The organism is Mesorhizobium sp. LNJC391B00, from assembly GCF_000502535.1.
In the GTDB taxonomy this organism is placed as follows: Bacteria; Pseudomonadota; Alphaproteobacteria; order Rhizobiales; family Rhizobiaceae; genus Mesorhizobium.
The window spans coordinates 22507-36426 of sequence record NZ_AYWI01000014.1 but is presented as its reverse complement, the minus strand read 5'-3'; the positions used below and the strand labels follow the sequence as shown (position 1 = coordinate 36426).

The 13920-nt window shown below is 62.9% G+C and carries 10 protein-coding genes, 1 pseudogene and 1 riboswitch; of the genes and pseudogenes, 8 read left to right on the top strand and 3 right to left on the bottom strand.

The genetic code is table 11. From position 1 onward, the window contains the following. Nucleotides 1-11 precede the first annotated feature (11 nt). Both dnaE and X750_RS139390 read right to left on the bottom strand, forming a co-directional pair. Nucleotides 12-3539, bottom strand: coding sequence for a DNA polymerase III subunit alpha (dnaE, locus tag X750_RS139385; RefSeq protein WP_023748533.1), 3528 nt, complete (start codon nt 3537-3539; stop codon nt 12-14). Nucleotides 3540-3792: 253 nt separating this feature from the next. Beyond that, nucleotides 3793-5805 carry an acetyl/propionyl/methylcrotonyl-CoA carboxylase subunit alpha gene (locus X750_RS139390; RefSeq protein WP_023748532.1) on the bottom strand — a complete coding sequence of 671 codons (2013 nt, stop codon included), beginning with the start codon at nt 5803-5805 and terminating at the stop codon, nt 3793-3795. A 238-nt stretch (nt 5806-6043) separates the two neighbouring features. Between X750_RS139390 and X750_RS139395 the strand changes: the two genes are divergently transcribed. The 6 genes from X750_RS139395 (at nt 6044) to X750_RS139420 (ending at nt 10865) form a co-directional block, all read left to right on the top strand. Beyond that, nucleotides 6044-7171 (top strand): S-(hydroxymethyl)glutathione dehydrogenase/class III alcohol dehydrogenase, encoded by a 1128-nt coding sequence (locus tag X750_RS139395; protein WP_023748531.1) that lies wholly within the window; start codon nt 6044-6046, stop codon nt 7169-7171. 67 nt (nt 7172-7238) lie between these two features. Then, nucleotides 7239-7808: an S-(hydroxymethyl)glutathione synthase gene (gfa, locus tag X750_RS139400; RefSeq protein ID WP_023748530.1), complete on the top strand. Its 570-nt coding sequence runs from the start codon at nt 7239-7241 to the stop codon at nt 7806-7808. Between the two features lie 64 nt (nt 7809-7872). Next, a complete protein-coding gene (locus X750_RS139405; protein WP_023681585.1) occupies nt 7873-8346 on the top strand; it encodes a YaiI/YqxD family protein in 474 nt (157 codons plus the stop codon). Nucleotides 8347-8367: 21 nt separating this feature from the next. After that, complete coding sequence (locus X750_RS139410) at nt 8368-9060, top strand: DUF1345 domain-containing protein (protein ID WP_023688301.1); 693 nt, start codon at nt 8368-8370, stop codon at nt 9058-9060. A gap of 136 nt (nt 9061-9196) precedes the next feature. After that, nucleotides 9197-10072, top strand: a complete 876-nt coding sequence (locus X750_RS139415; RefSeq protein WP_023748529.1) for a cytochrome b/b6 domain-containing protein — start codon at nt 9197-9199, stop codon at nt 10070-10072. 1 nt (nt 10073) lies between these two features. Then, entirely contained in the window at nt 10074-10865 is a 792-nt protein-coding gene (locus X750_RS139420; protein WP_023744809.1) for a molybdopterin-binding protein, read from the top strand. A 151-nt stretch (nt 10866-11016) separates the two neighbouring features. On the opposite strand, the pseudogene X750_RS1000000167640 reads toward X750_RS139420, so the two are convergent. Further along, nucleotides 11017-12006: pseudogene (locus X750_RS1000000167640) on the bottom strand (hypothetical protein); the annotation flags it as partial. A 199-nt stretch (nt 12007-12205) separates the two neighbouring features. Then, nucleotides 12206-12292, top strand: a riboswitch (glycine riboswitch). A 149-nt stretch (nt 12293-12441) separates the two neighbouring features. Between X750_RS1000000167640 and gcvT the strand changes: the two are divergent. Together gcvT and gcvH are read left to right on the top strand one after the other, a co-directional pair. Next, complete coding sequence (gene gcvT, locus X750_RS139425) at nt 12442-13542, top strand: glycine cleavage system aminomethyltransferase GcvT (RefSeq protein WP_023748527.1); 1101 nt, start codon at nt 12442-12444, stop codon at nt 13540-13542. Between the two features lie 5 nt (nt 13543-13547). Continuing rightward, nucleotides 13548-13916 (top strand): glycine cleavage system protein GcvH, encoded by a 369-nt coding sequence (gene gcvH, locus X750_RS139430; RefSeq protein ID WP_023667594.1) that lies wholly within the window; start codon nt 13548-13550, stop codon nt 13914-13916. Nucleotides 13917-13920 lie beyond the last annotated feature (4 nt).

Sequence of the window (13920 nt, the reverse complement as noted above, 5' to 3'; positions counted from 1 at the left end):
CGCAGCCTAGACTAGACGAGCTCGACCTCGACCACCCCCGGCACCGCGCGCATGGCCGACGCGATTTGCGGCGAGATGCGGTAGCGGTTGGGCAATTCGATCTCGATCTCGCCTTGGCCGGCCTCCTTGATCAGCACGAAGCTGACCTGGCCTTCGCCCTTCACCGCCAGTTGGCCGGCCAGCATGCCGATCGGAGCCGCATCGCGCACGAAGATGCGCAGCGCCTTCTGGATGCGGCTGGCCTCATCCTCCAGCGACTGCACCGTCTGGATGCGCAGATTGACCCCTTCGGGCCTATCCTCGGCCGAAACGGTGATCACCACCGAACGTCCGGGCTCGAGCAGATCGCGATACTGCGCCAACCCTTCCGAAAACAGCACGGCTTCATATTGGCCAGATGTGTCGGAAAAGGCGATGACGCCCATCTTGTTGCCGGTTCGGGTCTTGCGCTCCTGCTTGGTGGTGACGGTGCCGGCGAGCCGGCCCGCGGCGGCACCGCGTTTGACCGCAGCCGAGAACTCGCCCCAGTTTTGCACGCGCATCTTCTGCAGGGCCGCCTTGTACTCGTCGAGCGGATGCGCCGAAAGATAGAAGCCGACGACCTGGAATTCACGGTGCAGCCGGTCGGCGGCAAGCCACGGATCGGTCTGCGGCAAATTGAGCGCCTGCTGCTGCGCGCCGAGCGACGCGCCGAAAATGTCGTGCTGGCCCGAAATGGCATTCTGCTGCGCCAGCGAAGCCAGCCCCATCATCCGTTCGACGCCGGCCATCATCTGGGCGCGGTCGTGGCCGAAGCAGTCGAGCGCGCCGGCCATGATCAGGCTTTCGAAGACGCGCTTGCCGACGATCTTGGGATCGACCCTTTCACAGAAATCGGCGAGATTCTTGAACGGCTTTTCGCCGCGCATGGCGACGATGTGCTCGACCGCAGCGTCGCCGACGCCCTTGAGGGCCGCCAGCGAATAATAGATGCGGTTCTCGCCGACCTCGAAATTGCGGAAGCTGGTCATCGCCGACGGCGCCACCACCTCGATGCCGAGACGCAGCGCATCCTGGCGGAAATCGGCGAGTTTGTCGGTATTGCCCATGTCGAGCGTCATCGACGCCGCCAGGAACTCGACGGGGTAATGCGCCTTGAGATAGGCGGTCTGGTAGGACACGACGGCGTAGGCGGCCGCGTGCGATTTGTTGAAGCCGTAGTCGGCGAACTTGGCCAGAAGGTCGAAGATGAAGTCGGCCTGCGGCTTGCCGACGCCGCGTTCGACCGCACCGGTGACGAAGCGCTCGCGCTGCTTGTCCATTTCGGCGCGGATCTTCTTGCCCATCGCGCGACGCAGCAGATCGGCTTCGCCGAGCGAATAGCCCGACAGTTCCTGCGCGATCTGCATCACCTGTTCCTGGTAGACGATGACGCCTTGCGTCTCCTTCACCAGATGGTCGATCTTGGGATGGATCGATGCCATCTCCTCTTCGCCATGCTTTCTGGCGTTGTAGGTCGGGATGTTCTCCATCGGGCCGGGACGGTAGAGCGCCACCAGCGCGATGATGTCCTCGATGCAGTCGGGCCGCATGCCGATCAGCGCCTTGCGCATGCCGGCACTTTCCACCTGGAACACACCGACCACTTCGCCGCGCGACAGCATGGCGTAGGTTTCAGGATCGTCGAGCGGGATCGTCGCCAGGTCGATCTCGATGCCGCGCCGGCGGATCAGCTTCACCGCCGTCTCCAGCACCGTCAGCGTCTTCAGGCCGAGGAAGTCGAATTTTACCAGCCCGGCCTGCTCGACATATTTCATGTTGAACTGGGTGACCGGCATGTCGGAGCGCGGATCGCGGTACATCGGCACCAGTTCCGACAAGGGCCGGTCGCCGATCACGATGCCGGCGGCGTGCGTCGAAGCGTGGCGGTAGAGCCCTTCCAGCTTTTGCGCCATATCGAGCAGCGTCTGCACGATCGGCTCCTTCTCGGCCTCCTCGGCAAAGCGCGGCTCGTTGGCGATGGCATCCGCCAGCTTGACCGGATTGGCCGGGTTCTGCGGCACCATCTTGGAGAGCTTGTCGACTTGGCCGTAAGGCATTTGCAGCACGCGGCCGACGTCGCGCAGCACCGCGCGCGCCTGCAGCGTACCGAAGGTGATGATTTGTCCCACCTGGTCGCGGCCATATTTCTGCTGGACGTAGCGGATGACCTCTTCGCGCCGATCCTGGCAGAAGTCGATGTCGAAGTCGGGCATCGACACGCGGTCCGGATTGAGGAAGCGCTCGAACAGCAGCGAGAAGCGCAGCGGATCGATATCGGTGATGGTGGTGGAATAAGCGACCAGCGATCCGGCGCCCGAACCACGGCCCGGCCCGACCGGAATGCCTTGCGCCTTCGCCCATTTGATGAAGTCGGCCACGATCAGGAAGTAACCGGGAAATTTCATCTTCTCGATGATGGAGAGCTCGAAATCGAGCCGCTCGCGGTATTGTTCGACCGTGTAGCCGGCGGTGGGTCCATGCGCCGCCAGCCGGGCGTCGAGACCTTCATGGGCCTGCCGGCGCAGTTCATCGGCCTCCGCTTTCAGCGCCACCTCATTGTCGGCGACATCGCCGCCGGTAAAGCGTGGCAGGATCGGATTGCGGGTCTTGGGATAATAGGAACAGCGCAGCGCGATCTCGACGGTGTTGTCGATCGCTTCCGGCAGGTCGGCGAACAGCCGCGCCATATCCGCCTGGCTGCGCAGGAAATTGTCCGAAGTCAGCCGGCGACGGTTGTCGGCGGCAACCACCGAACCCTCGGCAATGGCGATCAGAGCATCATGCGCGTCATAGTCGTCGCGGGCGGCGAAGAACGCCTCATTCGTGGCGACCAGCGGCAGATCATGGATATAGGCAAGGTCGACCGATGATTTCTCGATAGCGCGGTCATAACCGGAAACACGGTCCAGCTCGACATAGAGCCGGTCGCCGAACAGCGCCTTGAGTGCCAGAAGCCGCGTCTCGGCAAGATCTCGGCGATCCTCCTTCAGCGCCCGGCCGATCGGGCCGCGCGGCCCGCCGCTGAGGCAGATCAGGCCATCGCTATGGCCTTCCAGCATTGCTGACGTCAGATGCACGGGCTCGCCCGGCGGCGTCTCCAGATAGACCTGGCTGACCAGCCTGACGAGGTTGCTGTAGCCGGCCTCGGTGGCGGCGAGCAGCACCACGGCGTGCATCTCCGGACCATGGCGGCGGCGGTCGCGCTGCGCGTCGCTGGTCTCGCCGGAAAAGGCGAGATCGATCTGGCAACCGATAATCGGCTGGATGCCTTCCTTCACCGCCTTCTGGGCAAATTCCAGCGCGCCGAACAGATTGTTTGTGTCGGTGACTGCGATTGCCGGGCACTCGTCCTTGACGGCATGACCGACAACGGCGGCGACCTGCAAGGCGCCCTCGAGCAGCGAATACGCCGAATGCACCCGCAGATGGATGAACGGCCGCGCCGGCGCCTCCGGGCGCGCAGCAGCGAGCGCTGCTTCGCGCCTCAGGGGATCGCGTGGAAGTTTGTCATCCGCCATGATGTTTCAAATTGCTCGAAGGGCTTTGAGTCGATGGAGATGTATTGTCCCGGACCGGGCGATGCCAGTCCAGCACAAATGACCACCGACCACAGGCTTCCGTACCCAGCCGCACGGCTCAGAGATTGTTTCGAAATTCGAGTCATATGATGGTGGTTCCGAGAACCGGAGCGCAGCGGCCATTGGTCCGTGAGCACGGGAAGCGCAGAAACCACCTTCAGATGGCCGCCGGAGTAGAATTTCCAAACAATCTCTAGGCGAACTCCATGATCACCGCATCGACAGCCAGGCTGTCACCCGGCTTGGCGTTGAGCTTCGACACGACAAGATCGCGGTCGGCGCGCAGCACGTTTTCCATCTTCATCGCCTCGACCACGGCCAGCGTCTCGCCGGCCTTGACCTCCTGCCCCTCGGCAACCGCGATCGACACGACCAGGCCCGGCATCGGGCAAAGCAGCATCTTGGACGTGTCCGGCGCCACCTTCTCCGGCATCAGCCTTTCCAGCTCCGCCGTTCGCGGCAGCATGGCGCGCGCCGTCACCGACATGCCCTTCCAGGCGATGCGCAGGCCGTTCGGCAGCGGCCTGATCTGCGCCGTGACCTTGCGGGCACCGACAGTGCCGCGCCAGATGAGGTCGCCCGGCCGCCAGTCGGACGCCACCGTCAGCGCTTTGCCGCCATCGACCGACAGATCGATTTCCATCGGAATGGAGATCATGCCCTCGATGATCGAAGCCTGGAGATAGTCGTCGCCGAGCTTCACCACCCAATCGCGCTTGAGTGCGCCCGAATGCGGCGCCAGCCGCCCGCCCAGCCGGTCGAGCCGGTCGCGGCGCAGAAGCTCGACCGCGGTGGCGATCGCCGCCAGCACTGCCTTTTCATCGCCATTGGGCACGATCGACGCGAAGCCGTCAGGATATTCCTCGGCGATGAAGCCCGTCGATATCCGCCCCTCGCGCCAGCGCGGATGCTGCATCAGCGCCGCCAGGAAGGGGATGTTGTGCTCGATGCCGTCGACGACGAAACTGTCCAGCGCTTCCGACATGGCGTCGATTGCCGCCAGCCGCGTCGGCGCCCAGGTGCAGAGCTTTGCCACCATCGGGTCATAGAACATCGAAATCTCGGAGCCTTCGGTGACGCCGGTGTCGTTGCGGATGAAGATGTCGCCGAACGTGCCCTCCTCCGGCGGCCGGTAGCGCGTCAAACGGCCGATCGAGGGCAGGAAATTGCGATAGGGGTCCTCGGCATAGATCCGGCTTTCCACCGCCCAGCCGTTCAGCTTGACGTCGCTCTGCTCGATCGCCAGCTTCTCGCCGGCGGCGACACGGATCATCTGCTCGACCAGGTCGATGCCGGTAACAAGCTCCGTCACCGGATGCTCGACCTGCAATCGTGTATTCATTTCAAGGAAATAGAAGTTCTTTTCAGCATCGACGATGAACTCGACGGTGCCGGCGCTCTGGTAGTCGACCGCCTTGGCCAGCGCCACGGCCTGCTCGCCCATCGCCTTGCGCGTCCTGGCATCGAGGAATGGCGACGGCGCCTCTTCCGCCACCTTCTGGTTCCGACGCTGGATCGAGCATTCGCGCTCGCCGAGATAGAGGGCGGTGCCATGCGCGTCGGCCAGCACCTGGATTTCGATATGACGCGGATCGACGACGAACTTTTCGATGAAGACGCGGTCGTCGCCGAACGAGCTTTTCGCCTCCGAGCGCGCCCGGTCGAAGCCGTCGCGCACTTCCGACTGGCTCCAGGCAATGCGCATGCCTTTTCCGCCACCGCCGGCCGAGGCCTTGATCATCACGGGATAGCCGATCTCGCCGGCGATCTTTTCGGCATGGTCGGCATTTTCGATGACACCAAGCCAGCCCGGTACCGTCGACACTTCTGCGGCATTGGCGAACTTCTTCGATTCGATCTTGTCGCCCATCGCCTTGATCGCCCTGGCTTTTGGACCGATGAAGACAATGCCCTCAGCCTCAAGCGCTTCGCAGAAGGCGGCCCGCTCCGACAGAAATCCGTAGCCGGGATGCACGGCCTGCGCGCCCGTCTCCTTGCAGGCAGCAATGATCTTCTCAGGCAGGAGATAGCTTTGCGCGGCAGGCGATGGGCCGATATGCACGGCCTCCTCGGCCATTTCGACATGCACGGCGTCGCGATCGGCGTCGGAATAGACCGCGACGGTGGCAATCGCCATCCTGCGCGCCGTCTTGATGACGCGGCAAGCAATCTCGCCGCGATTGGCGATCAGGATTTTCGTGAACATCGAAGGCGTTTCCTCGGGTCTTTCGTCCTTCTTATGGGCTTCGGCAGCCGGGCTCAAGCATTGCCGGCAGCGCACCCATCAAGACACTCCCGGCCCGCCAGGCCCGTGCCGAGAGGCGAAGATCGGGCTCGCCGACGACTGGGCCAAGATTTGCGCCATATTTGGTCGCCAAATCGGGTTGAAACGGTATAAAAACCCTGAAAGCCTGAAGACCAATCGCCTTGGGAGGAATTGCCTGATGAAAACCCGCGCCGCTGTCGCTGTCGCCGCCGGAAAGCCGTTGGAAATCATGGAGGTCGACCTCGACGGACCGCGCGAAGGCGAGGTGCTGGTCGAGATCAAGGCGACCGGCATCTGCCACACCGACGAGTTCACCCTGTCGGGCGCCGATCCCGAAGGCCTGTTTCCGGCAATCCTCGGCCATGAAGGCGCTGGCGTTGTCGTCGATGTCGGCAAGGGCGTCACCTCGGTCAAGAAGGGCGACCACGTCATCCCGCTCTACACGCCGGAATGCCGGCAGTGCCCATCCTGCCTGTCGCGCAAGACCAATTTGTGCACCGCCATCCGCGCCACGCAGGGCCAAGGCTTGATGCCCGATGGCTCCTCGCGCTTCTCGATCGGCAAGGACAAGATCTTCCACTATATGGGCTGCTCGACCTTCTCCAATTTCACCGTTTTGCCCGAGATCGCGCTCGCCAAGGTCGATCCCGACGCCCCCTTCGACAAGATCTGTTACATCGGCTGCGGCGTCACCACCGGCATTGGCGCTGTCATCAACACAGCCAAGGTCGAGCAAGGCGCAACCGCCGTTGTGTTCGGCCTCGGTGGCATCGGTCTCAACGTCATCCAGGGCCTGAAGCTTGCCGGCGCCGACATGATCATCGGCGTCGATCTGAACAACGACAAGAAGGAATGGGGTGAGCGCTTCGGCATGACGCATTTCGTCAATCCGAAGGAGATCGACGGCGACATCGTCCCTCACCTCGTCAACATGACCAAGCGTGGCGCCGACCAGATCGGCGGCGCCGACTACACATTCGACTGCACCGGCAACACCAAGGTAATGCGCCAGGCGCTGGAAGCCTCGCATCGCGGCTGGGGCAAGTCGGTCGTCATTGGCGTCGCCGGCGCCGGCCAGGAGATTTCGACCCGGCCGTTCCAGCTGGTCACCGGCCGCACCTGGATGGGCACCGCCTTTGGCGGCGCACGCGGCCGCACTGACGTGCCAAAAATCGTCGACTGGTACATGGACGGCAAGATCCAGATCGACCCGATGATCACCCATTTGCTGAAGCTGGAAGACATCAACAAGGGCTTCGACCTTATGCATGAGGGCAAGTCAATCAGGAGCGTCGTCGTTTATTGAGGAGAAGAAGCCGCCGACCGAAGGGCCAGCGACTGTAGTTGCATGGGTTCAACAAGGGAGGAAGATAATGCCTGAGAAACTGCATCCGAAAATCGACAATGGCCTGCCGAAGGAAAGCGCAAGCTTTGCCGGCGGCACGCTGGTCTGTGCCTGCACCAGCAAGCCGGTGAAGGTGAAGGTCAAGGGCCAGATCGCCCACAACCATGCCTGTGGCTGCACCAAATGCTGGAAGCCAGACGGCGCGGTGTTCTCGGTCGTGGCGGTCGCCGGCACCGGCGATGTCACCGTGACCGAGAATGGCGACAAGCTGAAGGTGGTCGACCCCTCGGCGCTGATCCAGCGCCATGCCTGCACCGGCTGCGGCGTCCACATGCACGGGCCGGTCGAACGCGACCATCCGTTCAAGGGCCTGTCCTTCATCCATCCCGAACGTTTCGAGGAAGACGGCTGGTCGCCGCCGGGCTTCACCGCTTTCGTCTCGTCGATCATCGAATCCGGCGTCGACCCGAAGCGGATGGACGGCATCCGCGGCCAGTTGAAGTCGATCGGCCTAGAACCCTATGACTGTCTCAACCCCGGCCTGATGGACTATATCGCCACCTGGACCGCGAAGAAGTCGGGCGCGCTGCCGGCCTGACAAGCCAAGATTTCTGGCATGGGGCCGGATAACATGCCGGCCCCATGTTCGTTTTGGAGAGACAATGCCCGCACCCGCCATATACGTCGACGCCGACGCCTGCCCGGTGAAAGCCGAGGTCGAGAAGGTCGCCGAGCGCCATGGTGTCGTCGTCACCTACGTCTCCAATGGCGGCCTGCGCCCGTCGCGCGATCCGATGATCCGCAACATCGTGGTGTCCAAGAGCGCCGACGCCGCCGACGACTGGATCGTCGACAATGCCAAGGCCAACGACATCGTGATCACAGCCGACATCCCGCTTGCCGCCCGCACAGTCGCGCTCGGCGCCCATGTGCTCGGGCCGACCGGACGCCCATTCACGCCGGAGACCATCGGCATGGCGGTGGCTATGCGCGATTTGAAACAGCATCTGCGCGAAACCGGCGAGAGCAAGGGCTACAATGCCAGCTTTGCGCCACAGGATCGCTCGCGTTTTCTCGGCGAACTCGACCGCATCTTGCGGCGGGCTCTGAAATCCGTCACACCCGACCAGACGTGAAGCATCATCCGAGGTCGGGCTATGGCCGACACATCGCCGAATAACCCCTTGCAGCGGCACAAGCAGTTCTTTGTGTCGCTAGCCGTCGGTCTGGTCGTATTTGCCGCGGTATTGCCTTTGATTGGATCGCTCCCCGTCTCCACGCGGCTTGCCTATTCGATCTCGATTGCCGCCGATTCCTTCTTCGTCGTCTTCATCGCGCTCGTCATCGCCAAGATGCCGCTGCTGTCCGGCCGCTATCTCAGCAAGAACGCGCGCGAACTGGACCTCCCAGTGCTGGGCATCTTTGCCATCACGCTCGGCATCGTCGCCATGGCCATTGTCCTGCTGTTCCTTTTGATCAATCACAAGGATCGCGACCCCATCGAACTCGGCTTCGCCATGCTGTCGATCCCGCTTGGCTGGTTCACCATCCATGCCATGGCCGCCCTCCACTATGCGCATGTCTACTGGATGGACGGCGACGCGATCGATGCCGAAACCAAGAAGAAGATACCGGTCGGCGGCCTCGATTTTCCCGGCAGCAAACGGCCGGACGGTTGGGACTTTCTCTATTTCGCGACGGTGATCGGCATGACCGCGCAGACCGCCGACACCGCGATCACGACCTCGCATATGCGCCGCGTGGTGCTTGTCCATTCGATCCTGTCGTTCTTCTTCAACGCCGTCATCGTCGCCGCCGTCGTCAATCTCGCGGTGAGCCTCGGCAATTGAGTATCCGTGCCCGCGATAAACCCGTGCCCGTAATAAAAACGTGACCGCATGAAACATCGCTTTCGATAGCGACGTATTGGGAGGACAAGGACGAGCGCGGCCATCCCAGGATCGCGCAGCCGGAGGCGAGGAAAAGATGGAAACCATTACCATGAGTCAGCCCGGCGCAGGCGTCGATGCCGCCTCAACGAAGGATGCGACGCTGATCTACCGGCAATCGCGCTGGACCCGCCTGACGCACTGGCTGTGGGCGATCTCGCTGTTCTTCATGCTTTTGTCCGGCCTGCAGATCTTCAATGCCCGGCCGCAGCTCTACATCGGCAAGCAATCCGGCTTCGAGTACAACAACACCGTCTTTGCCATCGGCGCCGAAAACACCGCCACCGGCCCGCGCGGCTATACCGAAATCTTCGGCCATCGCTTCGACACCACAGGCGTGCTCGGCTGGTCGGGCCCGGCCGGGCAGCAAACGTCGCGTGCCTTCCCGTCCTGGGCGACAATCCCGTCCTATTACGATCTCGGCACCGCCCGCGTCGTGCATTTCTTCTTCGCCTGGATACTGACAACCACCTTGGTCGTCTGGCTGGTCGCCAGCCTGGTCAACGGCCATCTGCGCCGCGATCTGGCGCCGCGCCTTGACGATCTCAAGCGGCTGCCGCAGGACATCATCGAGCACGCCAAGCTCAGGTTCCACCACACACGCGAATACAACACGCTGCAGAAAATGGCCTATGGCGGCGTACTGTTCGTGCTGTTGCCTCTCATGATCATCACCGGCCTTGCCATGTCGCCGAGCATGAACTCGGTGCTGCCCTTGCTCAACGAACTGCTCGGCGGAAGGCAGACGGCGCGCACCATCCATTTCACGGTGATGGTGCTGCTGGTCGGCTTTTTCATCGTCCATATGATGATGATCCTCGCCGCCGGCCCGATCAACGAACTGCGCTCGATCATCACCGGCTGGTACCGCACCGATCCGCCAAGGCATGGCGACACCGAGAGGAGTGCGTGAGATGGCCAAATTCCAGATCAGCCGCCGAAAGTTCCTGACGGGCGCCGGCCTCGGCGTTTCCGGCATCATGTTGTCGGGCTGCGATGCCTTCGACAGCCAGCTCGGCATGGGTGACGGCCTGCGCAGTTTCCTCGAAAACGCCAATGGCCTGACCTACCGCGCGCAACGCTGGCTTGCCGGCCGCGATGCTCTGGCGCCGGAATTCACCGAGGCCGACATCCGCCAGCCGCAGCGGCCGAACGGCGTCACCGCGCCCGAGGATGACACCTACAAGGGCCTGCTCGCCAACAATTTCGCCGACTGGCGGCTGGAGGTAACGGGCCTGATCGAAAAGCCGCTGTCGCTCAGCCGCGAGCAGTTGGAGAACATGCCGAGCCGCACGCAGATCACCCGCCACGACTGTGTCGAAGGCTGGAGCTGCATCGCCAAATGGACCGGCACCCCGCTGTCGCTGGTGCTTGACCTGGCTGTGGTCAAGCCGCAGGCCCGCTATGTCATGTTCCACTGCCTCGATACGATCGATCGCAGCCTCTCCGGGGAAATCAAATATTACGGCACCATCGACCTGATCGATGCCCGCCACCCGCAGACGATCCTCGCCTACGGCCTCAACGGCAAGCCGCTGCCGGTCGAAAACGGCGCGCCGCTGCGCGTGCGCGTCGAACGACAGCTCGGCTACAAGATGCCGAAGTATCTCTACAAGATCGAGCTCGTCGACAGTTTTGCCAATATCGGCGGCGGCCGCGGCGGCTATTGGGAAGACAATGGCTATGACTGGTATGGCGGGATTTGATGGCCTCGCATTCTGACCGAGCACGATCTGACTCCGACCGAACCGAGCTTGCCTGAGGAAGCCGGTTTCGAGCGCGTGGCCGAACTTGGCGATTGGCCTGAAGACACTCCAATATCGTCCTCTGCAAAACGGTCGCAGAAAACGGCGCGGTGTCGAGCAGTGGCTTGAGCGCCGGATGTATCTCCGGCGAGGCGAGTTTGATCAGCGTCAGCAGCGCGCGTTCATTGTCACGCAGCGGGCGGTCGGTGCCGATGCGATCGGCCAGCCATTTCGCCTCGCTGGCGTCGATCGTCTCGGCGCGGCGCGCGAGTGCCTCGGCGGCACGGTTCTTCGACTCCCATTCGGCCTCGATATCGCCGGGCGAACGATAGGCTTCCATGATGCCGGCCAGTCCGCCCGACACCATGCGGCTGAAGAAGCCACCAATTTCGGGCTCGGCCTGGTCCAAGAAACTGTCACGACGCAGCGCCACATCGCGCGTCGGCGCTTCGTAGCCGGCCGAATACATGACGAAATTGGCGAGCGCCTTGACGAACAGGTCGTTCCAGGACGGGTCGTTGTGGGCCGCTGCGGTCTGCTCGTTGATCTGGAACAGCACCTCGACCTCAACCCGTGTGATGGCAATGTTACCGTCGCCGCCATAGGCATGGAGAATGCGGCGCAACAGATCGACCTCTGCCTTGGCGACCAGCCCGGGAACCAGCGCGCAGCCGAGCATCAGTGGTCCCTTGCCGTCGACCACCGCGTTGGCGACCTGCTCGAGCGCATAGGCGGAGAGCCGGCCGGGCGATGATTTCGCCCTTTCCAGCACATGCACCAGCAGCTCCAGTTCGGTCACACTGTCGACCATTCCGTCGCGCGAGATGGTCTGGATCAGCCAACCGGCATTGTCTTCAGAGATATAGCCTGCCGGCTTTTCCTGGTAGACGATGTAGTCGGTAACGGCCTCGACGAAGAATTCAGGCCATTGCGGGCATTTGTCCGTCGCTGTCGCATCGAGCGCGAACAGTGCTTCAGCCTCGCCGCGCGTCACCACGCCGTCAGCGAACACTTCGCGACGCAGCATGACGACATCTTCCGCCGTGATGCGGTCCTTCGAGGCCAGCCCCGCCACCGGCGCGCTCCCGATCCGTTCGCCCATCTGTCAATCCCCATCCGCCGTGCCCAACGCAATTGCCGGCCAAACCGTCAGCCCAGAATATCGCCATTGTCTTGAAAAACCGGCAAACGGCGTGGTTAGCGAAGACTGTAAAGACGACGCGCTTTACGTGTCGCTGGCAGGTGACAAGGTGTCGCCGACAAGCTATGGATGGCGCGTCGAGGGCTTAAGTTTTGAGTCCTACCTGTTTGCGGGAGAGAGCAGCGCGAGCTGCCGCCGAAGGGGAAATCGCCCGAAATCTCTCAGGCAAAAGAACCGTAGACGGGAAAGACACTCTGGAAAGTCGGGGCTTGCCCCCGCGCCGAAGGTGTAAGCGTCGCCGACAGAGTTCCGGTTGCGCGAGTCTCTCAGGCTTCAGACAGAGGGGCACGGACTGGTCGCCAGCAGCGGCCGATTGCGTGCGACTCTGGAGATGACATGACGGGCGACGACACCAAACACCTTCCTCTCGAAGATCTGCACACCGCCGCCGGCGCACGCTTTGGCGCCTTTGCGGGCTGGTCGATGCCGCTGACCTATCCGGCCGGCGTGATGAAGGAGCACCTTCACACCCGCGAACATGCCGGCCTGTTCGACATTTCGCATATGAAGCTGTTCGAGATCAGCGGACCGGGCGCTGCGGCACTGCTCAACCGCGCCAGTCCGCTCGATGCCGGCGCGCTTGAGATTTCACAGTCCAAATATACCTTCTTCCTCAACGAGGCCGCCGGGATCATCGACGATCTGATCGTCACCCGGCTCGGCGCCGAGCGCTTCATGGTGGTCGCCAACGCCGGGAATGCGGTCGAGGACGAGAAGCATTTGCGTGCGCTGGCGACCGATTTCGACGTGAAGGTCGATGCGCTCGATCGCGTCTTCCTGGCGATCCAGGGGCCCGAAGCCTGGGCTGCCTTGTCCCGCGCCGGCATCGAGACCGGCTCGCTCTTGTTCATGCATGGCATCGAGCCGAAGCAAAACTGGTTCATGAGCCGCTCCGGCTACACCGGCGAGGACGGCTTCGAGATCGGCCTGCCGGAGGCGGATGCGCGCGCTCTGGCCACGAAACTGATCGAGGACGAGCGTGTGTTGTGGATCGGCCTTGCTGCCCGCGACTCGCTGCGGTTGGAGGCCGGCCTGTGCCTGCACGGCCAGGACATCACCCCGGAGATCGATCCGGCGAGTGCCGGCCTGATGTGGGCGATCCCCAAAGATCTCCGCGCCGGCGGATCCTTCATCGGCGCCGATGCGCTGCGGTCCATCCTGGAGCGCGGGTCGTCGCAAAAGCGCGTCGGCCTGAAGCCGGACGGCCGCCAGCCGGTGCGCGCCGGCGCTGCTTTGTTCGATGCCGACGGCAATCCGGCCGGCCACGTGACATCAGGCGGCTTCGGCCCCTCGGCCGGCCATCCCGTCGCCATGGGCTACGCCACAACGCCCCTGGCCAACCCGGGCACGAAACTCTTCGCCGATGTTCGCGGGACGAAAATCCCGGTCGATATCAGTTCCTTGCCCTTCACTCCTCATCGCTACCGCAAAGGATAATTCCGATGGCAAAAACCTATTTCACACAAGATCACGAATGGCTGAGCGTCGAGGGAGGCATCGCCACCGTCGGGATAACCGACTATGCGCAGGAACAGCTTGGCGATCTCGTCTTCGTCGAACTGCCTCAAATCGGCACGAAGCTCAGCAAGGGCGATACCGCCGTGGTCGTCGAATCCGTCAAGGCGGCCTCCGACGTCTATGCGCCGGCTGACGGCGAGATCACCGACGCCAACGGCGCGCTGTCCTCGGACCCGTCGCTGGTCAACTCCGCGGCGACCGGCGACGGCTGGCTGTGGAAGATGAAGCTCGCCGACGAAGGCCAGCTCGCAGGCCTCATGGATGAGGCTGCCTACAAAGCCCATATCGGTTGATATC

Excerpts from the sequence above, each read along its gene's own strand:
- dnaE (WP_023748533.1), bottom strand. The coding sequence starts at position 3,539 with ATGGCGGATGACAAACTTCCACGCGATCCCCTGAGGCGCGAAGCAGCG.
- X750_RS139390 (WP_023748532.1), bottom strand. The coding sequence starts at position 5,805 with ATGTTCACGAAAATCCTGATCGCCAATCGCGGCGAGATTGCTTGCCGC.
- X750_RS139395 (WP_023748531.1), top strand. The coding sequence starts at position 6,044 with ATGAAAACCCGCGCCGCTGTCGCTGTCGCCGCCGGAAAGCCGTTGGAA.
- gfa (WP_023748530.1), top strand. The coding sequence starts at position 7,239 with ATGCCTGAGAAACTGCATCCGAAAATCGACAATGGCCTGCCGAAGGAA.
- X750_RS139405 (WP_023681585.1), top strand. The coding sequence starts at position 7,873 with ATGCCCGCACCCGCCATATACGTCGACGCCGACGCCTGCCCGGTGAAA.
- X750_RS139410 (WP_023688301.1), top strand. The coding sequence starts at position 8,368 with ATGGCCGACACATCGCCGAATAACCCCTTGCAGCGGCACAAGCAGTTC.
- X750_RS139415 (WP_023748529.1), top strand. The coding sequence starts at position 9,197 with ATGGAAACCATTACCATGAGTCAGCCCGGCGCAGGCGTCGATGCCGCC.
- X750_RS139420 (WP_023744809.1), top strand. The coding sequence starts at position 10,074 with ATGGCCAAATTCCAGATCAGCCGCCGAAAGTTCCTGACGGGCGCCGGC.
- gcvT (WP_023748527.1), top strand. The coding sequence starts at position 12,442 with ATGACGGGCGACGACACCAAACACCTTCCTCTCGAAGATCTGCACACC.
- gcvH (WP_023667594.1), top strand. The coding sequence starts at position 13,548 with ATGGCAAAAACCTATTTCACACAAGATCACGAATGGCTGAGCGTCGAG.